This is a genomic window from Nannocystis exedens, assembly GCF_002343915.1.
Classification (GTDB): Bacteria; Myxococcota_A; Polyangia; order Nannocystales; family Nannocystaceae; genus Nannocystis; species Nannocystis exedens.
The window spans coordinates 5406057-5423837 of record NZ_NETK01000001.1; the positions used below are offsets into that span (position 1 = coordinate 5406057).

Sequence of the window (17781 nt, forward strand, 5' to 3'; positions counted from 1 at the left end):
GCTGCATAACTCGTATGGTATGGTCGCGCCGATGCGACGCCCCGTGCTCACTCTGGTGATGACGATCTTCGCCTGCACGCCGCACGCGCCGTCGCCGTCGCCGGCGGACGTTGTCGCAAAAGAGCCCGCGGAGGCGCCGCCGGAGCCGGCCGCGCCGCGCGAGCCGCTGCCGCCGAAGTCACCGCCGGCGAGCACGACGTGGACGACGCTGACGGTCGCGCCCGGCTGCGAGCTGCAGATCGCCGACGCGCCGGCGAGCCTGGGCCCGCCGCTGGCGTGGAAGCCGTGCGCGGGCGGGCCGGAGGGCTGCGTCGAGACGCCGACCCGAACCGCCGGGGCGCTGGCGCCCGACGTCGACCTGACGGGGCTGTCGCGCGGCGGGCAGGTGACGATCGCGGTGCGCCGTTCGCTGCCGGGCCGGCGCTCGCGCTACCTGCTGGCGCCGCGCGACGGCCTGCCGTTCTTCGCGGTCGAGGGGCCGGAGGACGCGCAATGTTCCTTGGGACAGGTCGGCCTCTCGGACGACGGCGCGGTGGTCGAGGTGTTGTTCGACAGCGACGACGCCGACGTCTCGCGCGCGTACCTGCGGGGCCCGCTGGCCGAGGACCCGAGCTGGCGCGAGGTGGCGGCGGTGCTGCCGCGGGGAAAGTTCCGCGGCTTCATCAGCGAGTCGGTGCTGTCGGTCGGCGGGCGCGTGATGGTCGAGCAGAACGGGGGACCTTTGCGCTGGTTCGACCCGGAGGGCGAGCGATGGTACGAGGTGCCCGGTTCGCACGACGGCTGGGAGTGCTGCGCGAGCGGTCACGGCGACGCGGTGGTGTTCTCGTACGCGGCCATCCCCGAGCGGCCGATGGCCGCGCGGCTCGGCGAGCGGGCTCACCCGCTGCATCGCGAGCCGGTGGACGGCACGAGCCCGGTGCTGATCGACGGAGCTCGCGCGGTGTGGGTCGAGGGCCGCGGGCGCGACAACAACAACTTCTATAAAACCATCGACCTGTGGGCGGCGGACGTGATCGATGGGCCGGCGCTGGCGAACGCGCAGCGCGTGCTGGCCGTGCCGTCGAAGACGATGCCGACGCCGCACTTCGGCGGCGGCGTGGTGGCGATTCCCCTGCGCGAGAGCCTCGGCGAGGTGATGGTCGTCCGGCTCGACCCGCGAGAGCAGCGGGTCTTGCGAGCGCCGGCCGAGCATGCGATCGAGCGGGTGTTGTGGATCTCGAGCGACGAGGTGGCGGTGCGGGTCGGCCCCGCTGACATGCGCGGGGAGCCCAGGGTGGTGCGGCGGATCCCGCTCGCGGCGCTGCCGCCGTGGACCGCGGCGTGAGGGGTTGCGGGCGCGCGCGAAACGGCCTAGCGTCGGCCGACGATCATGGATCTGCCGCGCTTCGAAGCCCTGATGGTCGACCTCACCGCGAAGGTCGCAGGACGCTCGCTCGACGCCGATCTGGCCGAGTGGCTCAACCGCGAGGTCCCGGCCGACGGGCCCGAGTTCGCCGCGATCGCGCAGGCCTGCCGCGAGGCCGTGGCGGCCGGGTGGATGTGCAGCCGCGAGCACGCGGGCATCAAGTACGGGCGGGTGATCAAGGCCGGGCCGGCGACGCACGGGTTCTCGGTCGACGTCGTCGACATGAACGAGATCGCCGGCGGGCACCACGTGCATCCGAACGGCGAGATCGACATGGTGATGCCGCTCGAGGGCGAGGCGAAGTTCGACGGCCACGGCGCCGGCTGGTGCGTGTATCCGCCGGGCAGCGCGCACACGCCGACGGTCGCGGGCGGGCGGGCGTTCGTGCTCTACCTGCTGCCGCAAGGCGCGATCCAGTTCACCCCGGCGACGTGACGCGGCGATGACGACGCCGAGGCTGTCGTACGTGCACGGCACCAGCGCGACCCCGCTGCTGGGCGAGACGATCGGCGACAACCTGCGGCGCACGGTGCTGCGGGTGCCCGACGCCGAGGCGCTGGTGGTCCGCTCGCAGGGCTTCCGCGCGACGTACTCGCAGCTGTGGGCGTGGACCGGCCAGGCCGCGCGCGGGCTGATGGCGCTCGGGGTGCAGCGCGGCGACAGGGTCGGGATCTGGTCGCCCAACCGGGCCGAGTGGGTGATCTCGCAGTACGCGGCGGCGCGGGTCGGAGCGATCCTCGTCAACATCAACCCGGCCTACCGGGTCGACGAGCTGCAGTACGCGCTTCGCCAGTCGGGCGTGTCGGTGCTGCTGCTGGCGCGGCGGCACCGCGGCTCGGACTACGCGGCGATGGTCGCCGAGGTGATGCCGGGCTGCCCGGCGCTGCGCCTGACGATCGTGTTCGAGGACGGCTGGGACGCGCTGCTGGCGGGCGGGTCGTCGGTGTCCGAGGACGACCTGGCGGCGCGCGAGGCGACGCTGCAATTCGACGACCCGGTCAACATTCAATACACCAGCGGCACCACCGGCGCGCCCAAGGGGGCGACGCTGTCGCACCACAACATCCTCAACAACGGGTTTTACATCGGCGAGACGCTGCGCTACGGCGAGCGCGATCGGGTCTGCATCCCGGTGCCGTTCTACCACTGCTTCGGCATGGTGATCGGCAACCTCGCGTGTACGAGCCACGGCGCGTGCATGGTGATCCCCGGCGAGGTGTTCGACCCGGCGGCGACGCTCGAGGCGGTGCAGGAGGAGCGCTGCACCTCGCTCTACGGCGTGCCGACGATGTTCATCGCCGAGCTCGAGCACCCGCGGTTCGCCGAGTTCGACCTGAGCACGCTGCGCACCGGGGTGATGGCCGGCTCGCCGTGCCCGGTCGAGACGATGAAGCAGGTGCAGTCGCGCATGCACATGCACGAGGTGACGATCTGCTACGGCATGACGGAGACGTCGCCGGTGTCGACGCAGAGCGCCTGCGACGACCCGTTCGAGCAGCGGGTGACGACGGTCGGGCGGGTCCACCCGCACCTCGAGGTGAAGATCGTCGACCCCGCGACGGGGGCGGTCGTGCCGCGAGGCGTGCGCGGCGAGCTGTGTACCCGCGGCTACAGCGTGATGCTCGGCTACTGGAACGACCCCGCGGCCACCCGCGCGGCCATCGACGAGGCCCGCTGGATGCACACCGGCGACCTGGCGGTGGTCGACGACGCGGGGTACGTCAGCATCGTCGGGCGGATCAAGGACCTCATCATCCGCGGCGGCGAGAACATCTATCCCCGCGAGGTCGAGGAGCTGCTGCACACGCACGCGGCCGTCAGCGAGGCGCAGGTGATCGGGGTGCCGAGCCAGCGCTACGGCGAGGAGGTGATGGCGTGGATCAAGCTGCGCCCCGGCGCCAGCGTCACCGCCGACGAGCTGCGGCAGTTCTGCCTGGCCAAGCTGGCGCGCTTCAAGGCGCCCGTGTACTGGAAATTCGTCGAAAGCTTCCCGATGACGGTGACCGGGAAGATCCAGAAATACCGGATGCGCGAGATCGCCGTCGCCGAGCTCGAGCAGGCCGCGCGCAGCGAGTGACGCGGGCGGCCGCGGGGCCTGCGACCGATGGTCGCGTGCCCGTCGCCGGGAACTCCGGTACGGTGAGGCGTGCGCGTCGCCCTCGCCGCCGTCCTGCTCCTGACCGCCTGCGGCGGGGCCACGCCCGCGAGCACCGACGCGAGCAGCAGCACGAGCACCACGGGCGCGAGCACCGGCGCGCCGATCGACTGCGCCGGCGGGCCGGACGAGCTCTTCATCAAAAGGATCGCGCCGCTGCTGGCGACGGACCGACCGAAGACCTGCAACACCTGTCACCTGTCGGGCGTCGACATGGAGATGTTCGTGCAGGACACGCCGTGTCAGACGATGGCGTGCCTCGAGTCGAAGGGTCTGGTCGACCTGAGCGCGCCGGAGGCGAGCGTGGTGCTGGGGTGGATCTCCCGCGCCGACCCGGCGAGCCCGCTGATCGACCCGTCGGTGATCGACGAGGAGTACCAGGCGTTTTTGGCGTGGATCGAGGCGACGGCGCAATGTGGGCTGTGCTGGTCCGGCGATTCGCCGTGCGGCGAGCCGAGCGGCGAGGAGTGCGAGGAGGACGACGCGGCGCCGGCGTGGGTCGACCCCGGCGATTGCTCGCCGCTGACCCGCGAGTCGCTGTTCCGCCACAAGGTGTACGCGTGGCGCGACCGCTGCTTCCCGTGCCACTTCGACAGCTCCGAGATCGAGGCGCCGAAGTGGATCGCCACCGGCTCGTGCGAGCTCGGGTCGTTGATGACGATGCGCAACGTGCTGGAGCGCGGGCTCGTGGACTACGACGACCCGGAGCAGAGCCTCCTCTTGCTGAAGCCGCTGGCCGAGAGCGCCGGCGGGGTGATGCACGGCGGGCACGACAAGTTCGCGAACAAGACCGACGAGACCTACGTCGACTTCCTGGCGTGGATCTCCCGCGAGGTCGAGTGCTCGCCGTAGGACCTGTCCCTCGGGACAGCTAGAGCATGGTCGTCGCTGTCGAGGATGCTGCGCGGATGCGCAGGTCTCCCACATTTTGTGTTGACGCCCTGCAGGCACCCCCATATATTGCGGTCGGCGCTGGTACCCTCTGCGTTTGCGAAGACGCAGCGGGTTTAAAAGGGAACCCGGTGAGAATCCGGGGCTGCCCCGCAGCGGTAAGCGAGAACGACCCCCACGGAGCACTGGCCGCGCGGCCGGGAAGTGTGGGCAGTAGGAACTCGGCGGCGACGTCGAGCGGCTCGTGAGCCCGAAGACCTGCCTGCGCCCGGCGACGGGAGACATCCGCCGCCGGAACGACCTGGAAGCCTCGCGGGAGGCGCGGTGCATGCGAAGCGGGACCCCGCGACTCGCCTCTGCCCCTGTCCCGCGCCGACTTCCGGTCGCCCGCGGGGGCGAGAGGTCGGTGCAGGGCGTTCGCTCGCGCTGACCCTCTGCCCCGGCTCCTCCTCGCGGTCCACGCGCGAACACGAGGAGGGCGAGATGGACAGGGACAGCACGACGAGCGAGGCGACGCTTTCGGGTGAGCCGACCCGACCTGGTTTTCAGACCAGCATGCGGGTGAAGAAGCGCAGCGGGGCGCTCGAGCCGGTCGACATCCACAAGATCGTGCAGGCGGTCGACCGCTGCTGCGCCGGCCTCGACGCGGTCGACGCGGTGCGGGTGGCGACGCGGACGATCAGCGGGCTGTACGACGGCGCGACCACGCAGGAGCTCGACCTGCTGTCGATCCAGACCGCGGCGGCGCTGATCGCCGAGGAGCCGCAGTACTCGCGGCTGGCCGCGCGGCTGTTGTCGGCGTACATCGAGGCCGAGGTCGGGCTCGCCGGGGTGCGCACGTTCTCCGAGTCGGTCGCGCTCGGCCGGCGGCTGAACCTGATCCACGAGCGGCTGCAGGCGTTCGTCGGCGCGGCCGCGGGCGAGCTCGACGCGGCGATCGATCGGTCGCGCGACCTCGAGTTCGAGTACTTCGGCCTGCGCACGGTCTACGACCGCTACCTGCTGCGCCACCCGCAGACGCGGCAGGTGATCGAGACGCCGCAGCAGTTCTTCATGCGGATCGCCTGCGCCCTGGCCGAGTCGGTGGCCGAGGCGCGCGAGCTGTACGCGCTGCTGTCGGCGCTCGAGTACCTGCCGAGCTCGCCGACGCTGTTCAACGCCGGCACGCGGCACGAACAATTGGCGAGCTGCTTCCTGCTCGACTCGCCGCGCGACCAGCTGTCGCACATCTATCAGCGCTACCACGACGTCGCGATGCTGTCGAAGTTCTCCGGCGGCATCGGCCTGGCGTATCACCGGGTGCGCTCGCGCGGCTCGTTGATCACCGTGACGAACGGGATCTCCTGCGGCATCGTGCCGTGGCTGAAGACGCTCGACGCGTCGGTGGCGGCGGTCAACCAGGGCGGCAAGCGCAAGGGCGCCTGCTGCGTGTACCTCGAGTCGTGGCACGCCGACATCGAGGCGTTCCTCGAGCTGCGCGACAACACCGGCGACGAGGCCAGCCGCACGCACAACCTCAACCTCGCCAACTGGGTGCCCGACCTGTTCATGCGCCGGGTCGAGGCCGACGCGGCGTGGAGCCTGTTCGACCCCAAGACGGTGAAGGACCTGCCCGACCTGTACGGCGAGGCGTTCGAGGCCCGCTACGTCGAGTACGAGCAGGCCGGCCTGGCAGTGCGCACGGTGCCGGCGCGCGAGCTGTACGCGCGGATGATGCGGACGCTGGCGCAGACCGGCAACGGCTGGATGACCTTCAAGGATCGCTGCAACACCACCTGCAACCAGACCGGGGCGCCGGGGCGGGTGGTGCACCTGTCGAATCTGTGCACGGAGATCGTCGAGGTCACGGCCGGCGACGAGGTCGCGGTGTGCAACCTCGGCTCGATCAACCTCGCGCGGCACACGAGGACAGGCCCCGAAGGACAGGTCGAGTTCGACTTCGAGAAGCTGTCGCGGACGGTGCGGCAGGCGGTGCGGCAGCTCGACCGGGTGATCGACCTCAACTACTACTCGCTGCCCGGGGCGCGCGACTCGAACCATCAGTGGCGGCCGGTCGGGCTCGGGCTCATGGGCCTGCAGGACGTGTTCTTCCAGCTCGGGCTCGCGTTCGACTGCGCGGCCGCGCGGGCGCTGTCGCGGCAGATCTCCGAGGAGGTGTACTTCCACGCGCTGGCGGCCTCGTGCGCGCTGGCGCAGGAGCGCGGGCCGCACCCGGCCTTCGGCGAGACCCGGGTGGCGCGCGGAGAGCTGCAGTTCGACGCCTGGCACGTGACGCCGCGCGAACCTGCCCGATGGGACAGGCTGCGGGCGGACATCCGCGCGCACGGGCTGCGCAACTCGCTGCTGGTGGCGATCGCGCCGACGGCGACGATCGCGGCGATCGCCGGCTGCTACGAGTGCATCGAGCCGCAGGTGTCGAACCTGTTCAAGCGCGAGACGCTGTCGGGCGACTTCCTGCAGGTCAACCGCTACCTGGTGGCGACGCTCAAGCAGCTCGGGCTGTGGACCGAGGCGACGCGCGACCGGCTCAAGCTGGCCGAGGGCTCGGTGCAGCAGCTCGAGGGGCTGCCGGAGGCGCTCAAGCTGGTGTACCGCACGGCGTGGGAGCTGCCGATGCGCTCGCTCATCGACATGGCGGCCGAGCGCGGGGCGTTCATCGACCAGAGCCAGTCGCTCAACCTGTTCATCGAGAGCCCGAGCATCGGCCAGCTGTCGAGCATGTACTTCTACGCGTGGAAGCGCGGGCTCAAGACGACCTACTACCTGCGCTCGCGCCCGGCGACGCGGATCGCCAAGGCCACGGTGGCGACCGGCGCCGAGCCGCCGGCGCCGCGGGCGGCGGTCGCGTGCTCGCTCGAGAACCCCGAATCCTGTGAGGCCTGCCAATGAGTCACGTCCACCGCCCCGCCCGCCTGCTCGACCCCGGCCTGTGCCTCACCCTCCGGCCGATGGCCTACCCGGTATTCTTCGAGATGTACCGGGCGGCGATCAAGAACACCTGGACGGTCGAGGAGGTCGATTTCTCGACCGACGTCGCCGACCTGCGCGGCCGGATGTCGCCGGCCGAGCGACACCTCGTGCAGCGGCTGGTCGCGTTCTTCGCCACCGGCGACGTGATCGTCGCCAACAACGTGGTGCTGAGCCTGTACCGCCACATCAACGCCCCCGAGGCGCGGATGTACCTGTCGCGCCAGCTCTACGAGGAGGCGCTGCACGTGCAGTTCTACCTGACGCTGCTCGACACGTACGTGCCCGACCCCGACGAGCGCCACCGGGCGTTCGCGGCGATCGAGACGATCCCGTCGATCCGCCGCAAGGCCGAGTTCTGCATGCGCTGGCTCGACTCGCTGCAGGGCACCGAGCGGCTCGAGACCCGCGAGCAGCGGCGCCGCTTCGTGCTCAACCTGATCTGCTTCGCAGCGTGCGTCGAAGGATTGTTCTTCTTCGGCGCGTTCGCCTACGTGTACTTCCTGCGCTCGCGCGGGCTGCTGCACGGGCTGGCGGCCGGCACCAACTGGGTGTTCCGCGACGAGAGCGCGCACATGCGGTTCGCGTTCGAGGTGGTCGGCACGATCCGCCGCGAGGAGCCGGAGCTGTTCGACGCGTCGCTCGAGGCCGAGGTGCAGGCGATGATCGCGGAGGCGATCGACTGCGAGACGCAATTCGCCGAGGACCTGGTCGGCGGCGGCGTGGCGGGGCTGTCGGTCGCCGACATCCGCCAGTACCTCGAGTTCTGCGCCGACCAGCGGCTGACGACGCTGGGGATGACGCGCCGCTACGGGGTGAAGAACCCGCTCGCGTTCATGGAATTGCAGGACGTGCAGGAGGTGGCAAACTTCTTCGAGCGCCGGGTCTCGGCGTACCAGGTCGGCGTGTCCGGACAGGTGGTGCTCGATGCAGCGTTCTGACGACAACAACGAGCGGATCGAGGCGGGCCGCGTGCGCGAGGCCCGGCTCGTCGAGATGGTGTTTCCCGAGCAGACGAACCACTACGGGACGCTGTTCGGCGGGCAGGCGCTGGCGCTGATGGACAAGGCGGCGTTCGTGGCGGCTTCGCGGTACGCGCGGCGCACGGTGGTGACGGCGAGCAGCGAGCGCGTCGACTTTCATGTGCCGATCCGGCAGGGGCAGCTCGTGGAGCTGATCGCCCGCGTGGTGGGGACGGGGCGGACCTCGATCACGGTCGAGGTCGAGGTGTTCGCCGAGGATCTGCTCACCGGGGATCGCCAGCTCGGGACGCGCGGGCGGTTCGTGCTGGTGGCCCTCGATGCGCACGGGAATCCCACTGCGGTGCCTCCGCTCGCGGGCGCTTGAGGGAGCTGCTTGACGGAGGGCCGGGTGTGCCGGCGGACCAGGTCGAGGGGCTCAAGGCCAACTTGGCCGCCAGCCTGCCGCTCGGGCGGCTCGGCAAGCCCGAGGAGATCGCCAGGGCGGCGCTGTTCCTCGCCTCCGACGACAGCACGTTCATCACCGGCATCGAGCTGTTCGTCGACGGCGGCGTCGCCCAGGTGTGAGGCGCGCCGCGCCGCTCGGCGGCTTCACGGGCTCGGTAGATCGGCGTCCTCGTCTCCCCCGGGGTCGCGGGGCGCCCGGGCGGCGGCGTCGATCGCGGGCCGTGATCGGCGCCCGGCAGCCACGGCACGAGCGAGGCCTGGATCAGGCGCTCGTCGCGGCGAAACCACAGGTTGTCGAACGCACGGATGCGGGTCGCGGCGATGAGCGCGCCGAGCTGCGGCGGCGCGAGCGCGGCGGCGTGCCCGGCGGCAGGCCGCGTCGGTTTGCTGGATCGGCTCGTCGGTCAGCGGCCAGGCGATCGCCTTCGCGGCGGCTCGCTCGCTCAGGCCGCTGGTATCGCGCGGGGCGAGCACGCCCGAGAACCGCTCCAGGGACACGGTCCCTGCGCGCCAAGTGCCGCGCACCGGGCAGTGATGCGACCCCTGTCGGCGCGCGGGGTGAACGCCACCGGCGCGACTTGGGGGTCCACAGGCTCGTAAGCAGTTCATGTTCCCGCCTCACTCGAGCACGCTCGATGTCTGCAATTACGACAAAGTTAGGCCCAGGTCCGCCGCCCACGCTGCATTCGCCCATTGTGAATTGCGCACTCCGCGCACTGGCGCGCCAGCAAAAAGCGGCCAAATCAGTACCACCATGAGCAAACTTCTACGAGGTGCCGTCGCGGGTGTTGGGGCTTGGAAGCTCGGCGGTGGTGTCATTGGCACCGTCCTGATCTTCATCCTTTTGTGGATCGTCCTCGGCAACTTCGACATCTTCAGATGATCGTCCTCGGAGTCGCGCGGCTGCACGGAGAGCTCGCAGCATGATGGGCAGGCCCACGCGCGGGCCCTGGCGAGCACGCTCGCAGACGACGTGCACCCGGCCTACGTCGACGTCTCGCTCGCCGTGGGCACGCTCGCCGCCGACGACGTGCTACGCCGGCTGTGGCCCGCCGAGCTCGCCGCCCTGCTGTCCATGGCCTCCGACCTTCGCGTCCGGCCCTTCCCCGGAACTTTGGCACGGCCGTAGCCGTGAGAGGCTGACCGCCGGCGCCGGCTTCGATGCGAGGTGTCCTCGGGGACATGTCACGGGCCCCTGTTCGACGGCCAGAGGCTGGCCGCCGAACAGCCGCTTTCGGGCGGCAAGCACGGCGGTCACCCTTCGCGGCGAGGGAGTCGTGGCGATTCTCGCCGGGGTCGCAATTTGTATGGCGTCAGGCGGTGCGAATCAGCCGGTGCTGAGGCCGTCATGCGCCGCGGCCCTCGATCTGCGGGTCGCACTTCGCCTGTGGTGGTTCGATCGTGCCTGGGCTGTCGCTGAGTCCGCCGGGCGCGCGAATCATTGCACCTGCCTGAAGGGACATTGTGGTCTCGCGGAGGATCGCCGTCTTGCCGGGCAGGCCCGGGCGCGCCATCGTGCGGACTCGGGGGCGTCGTGCGCGGGGGCGGACTCGGCGGCCGCCATGCACGCGTCGTCCCGGGGCCTCGCTCGTCGCAAGCGACCCGGCCAGGCGCGCCTGGCCCGCAAACGCCGACCCTGCTGGTCGACGGCGGTCGGCGTACCGTCGCGGACCATGGCTCGAAACTTCGCCTATCGCACCGCACCGCTCCTCGTCGCTGTCGCCTGCACCGGCCCCTCGGCGCAGACCACCGACACCGATCCGACCACGGGCACCAGCGGCGGCGAGACCACGACGACTGCCGGCCCGACGACGGCGCCGACGACCGGCACGGCCACCGACCCGACCACCCACGACGCGACCACGGTCGTCACCACCGACGCGACCACCAGCGAGCCGCCGACCGGCACGACGAGCACGGCGTCGACGGGCGACACCGAGACCACCAGCGGCACGGCGTCGACGGGCGACACCGAGACCACCACCGAGACCGGCGGCGAGCCCGACCCCTACGCCGAGGCCGAGCCGCTGTTCGCGTTCGGGGCCAGGGCGGAGTTCGACATCACGCTGTCGGACGAGGCGATCGCGGCCCTCAACGCCGACGGCAAGGAATACACCAAGGGCGACCTGGTGGCGGTGATCGACGGCCAGACCTACGAGCTGCCGGAGATCGGCGTGCGCCTCAAGGGCAACTACGGCTCGTATCGCACGCTCGATCAGAAGGCGGCGTTCCTGCTCAACTTCGACCGCTACGTCGACGACCAGCGGCTTTTGGGCCTCGAGAAGCTGGCCGTCAACAACATGGTCCAGGACTGCAGCATGCAGCAGGAGATCCTCGGCTACATGCTGTTCCGCGACGTCGGCGTCGCCGCACCGCGGGCCGGTCACGTGGTCGTGCGCGTCAACGGCGAGCCCTACGGCCTGTACACGGCGGTCGAGTCGGTCGACAACGAGCCCTACCTCGACCACTGGTACGGCAGCGACAAGGGCAGCATTTACGAGGGCGCCTACGGCAGCGACATCGAGAATCAGCTGGTGCCGTCGTTCGACCAGGACAACGGCGACGACATCGCCTCCGCCGACCTCTACGCCTTCGCGGCCGCGCTCGACGCGATCGCCGACCCCGCGACGTTCACCGCCGACGTCGCCGCGGTGCTCGACCTGCCGCGCTACCTCGACTTCGCCGCCACCGAGCTGTACCTCGGCCACTGGGACGGCTACGCGTGGACGAAGAACAACTATTACATCCACCGCCTGCAGGAGGACGGGGCGCTGTGGACGTTCATGCCGTGGGGGATCGACCAGATCTTGCGCGACCACCTCGATCCGTTCGGGGGGCAAGGACGCCTGGCGCAGATGTGCGCGGCGTCGCTGCCGTGCCGCGAGCTGCTGGCCGACAGCGTCGATCACGTGCTGGCCCGCGTCGACGCGCTCGACCTCGCCGGCGCGGCGGCGGAGCTCGGCGCCAGCATCGCCCCGGCGGTCGCCGCCGACCCGCGCAAGGAGTGCAGCGACGGCCAGAACACCGACGCGATCGCGGCCAACGTCGACTTCTTCCTGCAGCGCAAGGCCTCGGTCGAGGCCGGCCTTGCGTGCACGGTCCCCAGCGACGTCGACCTCGACGGCGACGGCTACTCCGCCTGCACCGACGATTGCAACGACGACGACCCCGACGTCCACCCCGACGCGCAGGAGGCCTGCGACCTCGACGACGACAATTGCGACGGGATCTGGGACGAAGATCCGCTCTGCCCCCATTGCGTGGAGAAGGACCTGCCCGGCCCCGGCACGGCCCAGCTCTGCTTCGTCGCCCTGCCGTTCGCCGAGGCCGAGGCCGACTGCGTGGCCCAGGGCGGGCACCTGCTGTCGATCCCGAGCCAGGAGATCCAGGACTGGGCCGTCGCCGAGGCGTTCGCCGTCGCCGGCAGCGACTGGTGGATCGGCCTCAACGACGTCGACGCCGAGGACGACTTCGTGTGGACCGACGGCGCCCCGCTCGCCTTCACGGCCTGGAACGAGGGCGAGCCCAACAACGTCGGCGAGGAGGACTGCGTCAACCTGCCGACGTGGTCCGGCGGGCTGTGGAACGACCTCGGCTGCGGCACGCCGCTCCCGTACATCTGCCGGACGCCGTGAGCGCGTCGCATGTCCTCGGGGACAGTCTTGCGAGCCGCGGCCGGGCCCGCGGCGCCGGCGCCCGGCTTTATGATGTCCTGCAGGACATGTCCTGAAGGCCCGCCGCTCTCCGACGCGCCGTCAGCGACGGGCGGAGTCAGTCGACCTTGAACACGACCTGCGCGCCGGTGCTGGCGCCGCTGGCCAGATCGACGCCGAGGCGGGGGAAGATCTGGGGGCACAGCGGGTCGACGAGGCGGGACCAGCAGCCGCAGGGGGCGCCGGCGCCCTGGCTGCAGAAGCGCAGGTCGATCCCGTCGAACACGCTGCGCCAGTCGGCGACGATGGTGCTCGAGTCGGGGTCGAAGCCGTCGAGGGCGACGTCGAACTGGTTGGGGCGCTGGCAGGTGCCGAGGCAGCCGTCGGCGCCGAGGTCGACGCCGACGCCGGAGAAGATCGGGTCGGTGGCGACGTAGGGCTCGAACTTGGCCCAGGCGGCGAAGAACACGTGGGCGCCGGTGACGGCGGAGCGGAGCGTGGGCTCGTCGAGCGGGGCGGGCAGGCTGGCCGGGTCGGCGAGGTCGAGCTCGGGCGGGACGCCGACGCGGAAGCGGAGGCCGACGTAGTCCGCCCGCTCGCGGCGGTGGGCCTCCGAGAGGACGCCACGGATCGTCTTGTTGAGGGCAGGGGTGCCGCGGCGGCACTCGCCGCTCGCGTCCTCGAAGTCGAGGAGGGCGACGCCGCGGGCCTGGAACTGGCCGTCGTCGAGCAGCTCCAGCGGGTGCTCGGTGCCGTCGGCGGTGACGAGGCGGACGGCGTGCACGAACACGCGGAAGTCCTGCGGCTTCGCGTTGGCGGCGGCCTCGGGGTACACCTCGCTGCAGCTGAAGTAGGAGCCGGCGACGGTGGGGCGGAAGAACAGCTCGATGGTGCCGTCGTCGGGGTCGCGTTCGGTGCAGGCGGCGAGGACGGCGAGGGACACGAGGAGCGCGCGCATCCGGCCAGTTTAGCCGAGGTCGCGGAGGACGGGCGGAGGCGGGCGCGGACGTCCGTCGGCGGACCGATGGTTTTCGCTGTTCCGCCGGCGAGATCAGGCACAGGGGGCGCCGCCGATGGCGGCCTCGCACAGCGACGCGTCGCCGGCCGCTTGCTCGCAGTGGTACAGCCGGCACTCCAGCGAATCGCCGGACATCGCCGGCGTGCCGACGGTCGGGAACATCGCGGCGTCGGCGTTGCAGTTGATCTCCGATTGCGGGTGCGCCTCGCCCCAGGTGCCGTGATACTGATCGTGGCAGTTCACCAGCATGCACTCACAATAGTCGGCAGCGGGCGAGCTGCCGTCGGTGGTCGGGTCGGTCGCGGTGTGCTCGTGGCCGGTCGAGGTCGGCTCGTGCTCGGTGGTGTGCTCGTGCTCGGTGGTGCCGGCGGTGCTGGTGCCGTCGGTGGTCGAGGTGTCGTGCGCGTCGTCGCCGCTGGTGTCGTGCGAGTCGTGGTCGGTGCCGGAATGGGTGGTCCCGCAGGCCGTCAGGGCGAGGAGCAGGGGCGCGAGGATCGTCTTCATGGCAGGTGGATCGCGGTACGCACGACCGCGGCGAGCGGACGACTGTAGCCGAGGCGGCGGCAGGGCCGCGGTGCGGCCGCTTGTCGCAGGCCGTCGCTCCCGGCCGGCGGGACGCGTGGGGCACGCCGGCGACGCCCCGGCCCCCTTGCATCCGGGCAGTCGCGACGCTTGCGCTGAATTTGCCGTGACGAGCGCGGCCATGAGGCCGGCCCCCATGCACCGCCGCGCGCTGCCGACCTGCGTGCGCGAGGTCGGCAGCGTACACGGGACGGCCGGCGCGACCGCGGCGGCGACGTCGAGGATGCGCGAGACGGCCGAGGGGCGGGCAGCAGGTGTGGCCGACGCCGATGACGACCGCGGCGACGTCGACGACGATGCGCGCGAGGGCCGAGGGGCGGGCAGCAGGTGTGGCCGACGCCGATGACGACCGCGGCGGCGACGTCGAGGATGCGCGAGAGAACCGAGAAGGGGCAGCAGGTGCGGCCGACGCCGATGACGACCGCGGCGACGTCGACGACGATGCGCGAGGGGCCGAGGAGGCGGGCAGCGCGGGCGGTCGATCGATCTGGAGCTGCCGGTCGCGCCGATCGGTGCTCCGAGCTCGGGTCATGACCCGCGAGCGGCGTACCTGCGAATCATCGCATCCGCGGCGAGGTGGTCGACGAATTCGACGCGATCGCAATCATTGACGGGTGCGGGCATTTCTGCGCTTGCGCAGACCGGGCGAGAGCCGTCCATCATGCGCGTGTCACGATCCTGTCATCGCCGCCGCGGTCTTCACGCATTCGCGTTGTCACCGCCGGAGAATCGTGACACATCCGAGCTGTCTGTGCGAGTGGGATGGAGTGCCGCATTGGATGTGACAGCGGGCGCGCCTGCGAGCCGATTCGGGCGCCATGTGGCACAATTTGTGCCGAGATTGCTGCGATGTTTGCCCCTGCGCACCGGTGCAGGAAGCGGTCAAATCCGGGGCTGGACAGCGTTCCCAGGCCGAGACCGCTGGCTCCAGGGGCTCGAATGGCGGTATCGGCGCCGAATTGAATGTGTACACCGCGTCGATGAACTGGAGTAGGTTGCGTTCTTATGCACTCCCGTCATTTCCTCCTGGGCCTCCCTGCGTGTCTGGGCATCGCCTGTTCGAGCGGCGCGGGGACCGAACATTCCGGATTCAGCAGCGCGACCCTCAGCGCGAGCGGCTATACGGCCCCCGCGACGATGGGGCTCACCGAGGCCGACACGAGCAGCAGCGGGTCGAGCAGCGGGGGGTCCAATGTAGGCACCGACGGCGGGACCACCGCCGAGCCGGCGCCGACCACAGGCGGCGCCTCGACGACCACCGGCAATTTGAGCGGGGCGTTCGAGACGTCGGACCTGACCACGGGCGGCGGCGTGCCGACGACCACGAACGAAGGGCCGGCGACCACCGGCCCCGGCCCCGACGAGACCACGACCGGCACGACCGGGACGACGGGCGACGGCACCACCGGCGGGCAGGGCAAGCCCCCGCCCGACAACGCGACCGACGAGAACCTGCTGGTCGCGCTGATCGGCGACCAGGGCACCGGCAGCGACACCAAGGCGGTGTACGACCTGCTGCTCTCCGAAAAAGCCGACATGGTGCTCATCCTCGGCGACTTCGACTACGGCGACGACCCCGACGCCTGGGCCAGCGAGATGGAGAGCGTGCTCGGCGACAGCTTCCCGGTGTTCGGGGTGATCGGCAACCACGACACCGACGCGTGGTCGGGCTACCAGGACAAGCTGCAGGCCCGCCTGGCGAAGATCCCCGGCGCCACCTGCGAGGGCGACCTCGGCGTCAAGTCGAGCTGCACCTACCGCGGGCTCCACTTCGTGCTGTCCGGCCTCGGCACGAAGGGCTCCGACGGCGACCACGAGAAGCACATCGCCCAGGTGCTGGCGGCCGACGACCACCTGTGGAGCCTGTGCACGTTCCACAAGAACCAGCGCGACCTGCAAGCCGGCGACAAACCCGACGACCTGACGTGGGAGGCGCTCCAAACCTGCCAGAACGACGGGTCGATCATCGCCATGGGCCACGAACACTCGTACGCGCGCACGCGCACGCTCACCGACGTGGGTAACAAGGGTGCAGCACATGGTGCTACCGGGATGCCCGAGTTGTTAGAGGTGGGCCCGGGCCGGACGTTCTCGGTGGTGTCGGGCCTCGGCGGCAAGAGCATCCGCGACTGGGACTCGGGCCTCCACGGCGACGAGACCTGGTGGGCCTCGGTGTACACCGGCAACTACTGGCTCAAGAACGGGGTCGAGGAGGAGAACTTCGAGGCCGAACACGGCGCCCTGTTCCTCCGCTTCTACGTCGACGGCGACCCCAACGCCGCCCACGGCTACTTCAAGAACATCAAGGGCGACTTGATCGACGAGTTCGACATCGTCCACAAATAGGGCGCGGTCGTCTCCGGCGATTCGGGCCAGGGCGGGGCCGGCGAATCGTCGCCGTCACGCCAATCGGGGCAGGGCGATCAGCGCCAGGCGCTGAGGAAGGCGTTGTCGCGGGCGAGGTCGTTGGCGATCGTGGTCGAGCGCCGGGCCGAGAGCGAGGCGAACGGGTTGGGGGCCGGCGGCAGCAGCGGGACGGCGCCGATCGCCCGCAACACGCGGGCCTCGCCCGCGGCCTCCCACCCGCGATAGCTGGTGATCGCAAACGGGACGCCCGAGCCGCGCAGGTCGTGCATGGTCGACTTCCACGAGGGATAGAGGAGGAGGCCGCAGTCGTAGCCGATGACGAGGTCGGGCCGCCCGAGCTCGGCCCACAGCGCGCGCCGGTACAGGCCGGGCACGACGCGCACCGCAGGCCCGAGGTCGCCGGCGGCGAGCTCGGGGCCGATGAGGGTGATGGCGAAGCGCCGCCCGGGAAACAGCCGCTCCAGCTCGAGCCACAGCGCGGGCGAGACGTCGCGCTCGCGCTGGGCGGCGGCGATCACGTGGACGGCGGTCGTTCCCGAGGTGGCCTTCGGGACATGTTCGGAGAGCAAGGTGAGGACGTGGGCGAGCGTCAGCGGGCGGGTGGCCAGGTCGCTCAGGCACCGCCGCAGGGCGGGCGACAGGTCGGGGCCGAGCCAGTCGTCCCAGCCGGTCGGGACGGCGGCGCTGCGTCGCGCGCGGGCGAGGAGGCCGGCCTCGAGCTGCTCGCGCGAGTGTTCGGCGAAACAGGCGAGGTCGTCGGCGATCCGCCGCAGCTCGGGGCAGACCGGGGCGTGCCAGCGGAGGTCGAGCCGGCGGTGCGGGTCGCCGCAGTAGGCGACGCCGTCGCAGCCGAGGCAGGCGCGGGCCGGGCTGGCGCCGCACACGAGGCAGGTCGCCGCGGACGAGGGGGCGGCGAGCGAGGCAGGCTCGAAGGTCGCGGGAGGAGGCGACTCGAGCCGCGCCATCTTCTCGAGCTCGGCGCACTGGCTGGGGTAGTCGAGCAGCCGCGGCATCTCGGGCCGCAGTGTAGGGCCGCGCGCGGCGGCGCGGGCAGCGAACGCGAGGATGGGGCAGACCTCCCGGCCGGGATTTCGTCGGCGGCAGCGGCTCGGTGCGTCGGCGGCAGACGGTACGCGAGGCGGGCGAGGATGCCGAGGACGTCCGGGCCAAGGGGTGCGGAGCCTCGGTGGCAGCGCGGCGCTCGCGGCCGATGCGAGGGCTCGTTTGCCCGTCGCCGCCCCTGTCGCCGCAGGTCGGCCGCCCCCGGCCGAGAGGCCGCGCGAGCGCAGCGCACGCGGGCCGGGGACGCGCTAAGA

14 protein-coding genes, 1 pseudogene and 1 riboswitch are annotated in these 17781 nt (G+C 71.1%); of the genes and pseudogenes, 12 read left to right on the top strand and 3 right to left on the bottom strand.

Annotated elements, in window-relative coordinates:
- Window positions 1-31 precede the first annotated feature (31 nt).
- From NAEX_RS21300 to NAEX_RS21340, 11 genes and pseudogenes are all read left to right on the top strand, one after another.
- Window positions 32-1324 carry a hypothetical protein gene (locus NAEX_RS21300; protein ID WP_143140799.1) on the top strand — a complete coding sequence of 431 codons (1293 nt, stop codon included), beginning with the start codon at window positions 32-34 and terminating at the stop codon, window positions 1322-1324.
- 45 nt (window positions 1325-1369) lie between these two features.
- Window positions 1370-1840 carry a 4-hydroxylaminobenzoate lyase gene (locus NAEX_RS21305; RefSeq protein WP_096329321.1) on the top strand — a complete coding sequence of 157 codons (471 nt, stop codon included), beginning with the start codon at window positions 1370-1372 and terminating at the stop codon, window positions 1838-1840.
- A 7-nt stretch (window positions 1841-1847) separates the two neighbouring features.
- Entirely contained in the window at window positions 1848-3482 is a 1635-nt protein-coding gene (locus tag NAEX_RS21310; RefSeq protein WP_096329322.1) for an AMP-binding protein, read from the top strand.
- 69 nt (window positions 3483-3551) lie between these two features.
- On the top strand, window positions 3552-4412 hold the full coding sequence (locus NAEX_RS21315; RefSeq protein WP_096329323.1) for a hypothetical protein: 861 nt from the start codon (window positions 3552-3554) through the stop codon (window positions 4410-4412).
- A gap of 104 nt (window positions 4413-4516) precedes the next feature.
- Window positions 4517-4731: riboswitch (cobalamin riboswitch) on the top strand.
- 203 nt (window positions 4732-4934) lie between these two features.
- Window positions 4935-7340 (top strand): ribonucleoside-diphosphate reductase subunit alpha, encoded by a 2406-nt coding sequence (locus NAEX_RS21320; RefSeq protein ID WP_096329324.1) that lies wholly within the window; start codon window positions 4935-4937, stop codon window positions 7338-7340.
- Window positions 7337-8359, top strand: coding sequence for a ribonucleotide-diphosphate reductase subunit beta (locus tag NAEX_RS21325; RefSeq protein ID WP_096329325.1), 1023 nt, complete (start codon window positions 7337-7339; stop codon window positions 8357-8359). The genes NAEX_RS21320 and NAEX_RS21325 overlap by 4 nt, the downstream gene beginning before the upstream one ends.
- Window positions 8346-8765, top strand: coding sequence for an acyl-CoA thioesterase (locus NAEX_RS21330; protein WP_096329326.1), 420 nt, complete (start codon window positions 8346-8348; stop codon window positions 8763-8765). Before NAEX_RS21325 ends, NAEX_RS21330 begins: the two co-directional genes overlap by 14 nt.
- 53 nt (window positions 8766-8818) lie before the next feature.
- Window positions 8819-8965, top strand: a pseudogene (locus NAEX_RS21335) (SDR family oxidoreductase); the annotation flags it as partial.
- Between the two features lie 634 nt (window positions 8966-9599).
- Window positions 9600-9728: a hypothetical protein gene (locus NAEX_RS53865; RefSeq protein ID WP_256254071.1), complete on the top strand. Its 129-nt coding sequence runs from the start codon at window positions 9600-9602 to the stop codon at window positions 9726-9728.
- A gap of 90 nt (window positions 9729-9818) precedes the next feature.
- Complete coding sequence (locus NAEX_RS50490) at window positions 9819-9974, top strand: hypothetical protein (protein ID WP_170135885.1); 156 nt, start codon at window positions 9819-9821, stop codon at window positions 9972-9974.
- A 544-nt stretch (window positions 9975-10518) separates the two neighbouring features.
- Complete coding sequence (locus tag NAEX_RS21340) at window positions 10519-12480, top strand: CotH kinase family protein (protein ID WP_100793146.1); 1962 nt, start codon at window positions 10519-10521, stop codon at window positions 12478-12480.
- Between the two features lie 136 nt (window positions 12481-12616).
- On the opposite strand, the gene NAEX_RS21345 is transcribed toward NAEX_RS21340, so the two are convergent.
- Window positions 12617-13456, bottom strand: coding sequence for an MbnP family copper-binding protein (locus tag NAEX_RS21345; protein WP_096329329.1), 840 nt, complete (start codon window positions 13454-13456; stop codon window positions 12617-12619).
- 93 nt (window positions 13457-13549) lie between these two features.
- On the bottom strand, window positions 13550-14020 hold the full coding sequence (locus NAEX_RS21350) for a hypothetical protein (RefSeq protein WP_096329330.1): 471 nt from the start codon (window positions 14018-14020) through the stop codon (window positions 13550-13552).
- A 1215-nt stretch (window positions 14021-15235) separates the two neighbouring features.
- On the opposite strand from NAEX_RS21350, the gene NAEX_RS21360 reads away from it, so the two are divergent.
- Window positions 15236-16444 (top strand): metallophosphoesterase, encoded by a 1209-nt coding sequence (locus NAEX_RS21360; RefSeq protein ID WP_143140798.1) that lies wholly within the window; start codon window positions 15236-15238, stop codon window positions 16442-16444.
- A gap of 77 nt (window positions 16445-16521) precedes the next feature.
- Here the strand turns inward: NAEX_RS21360 and NAEX_RS21365 are convergent, their stop codons facing one another.
- The gene (locus NAEX_RS21365; protein WP_096329333.1) at window positions 16522-17478 is read right to left on the bottom strand and encodes an MSS51 C-terminal domain-containing protein; all 957 of its coding nucleotides are present in this window, start codon (window positions 17476-17478) and stop codon (window positions 16522-16524) included.
- Window positions 17479-17781 lie beyond the last annotated feature (303 nt).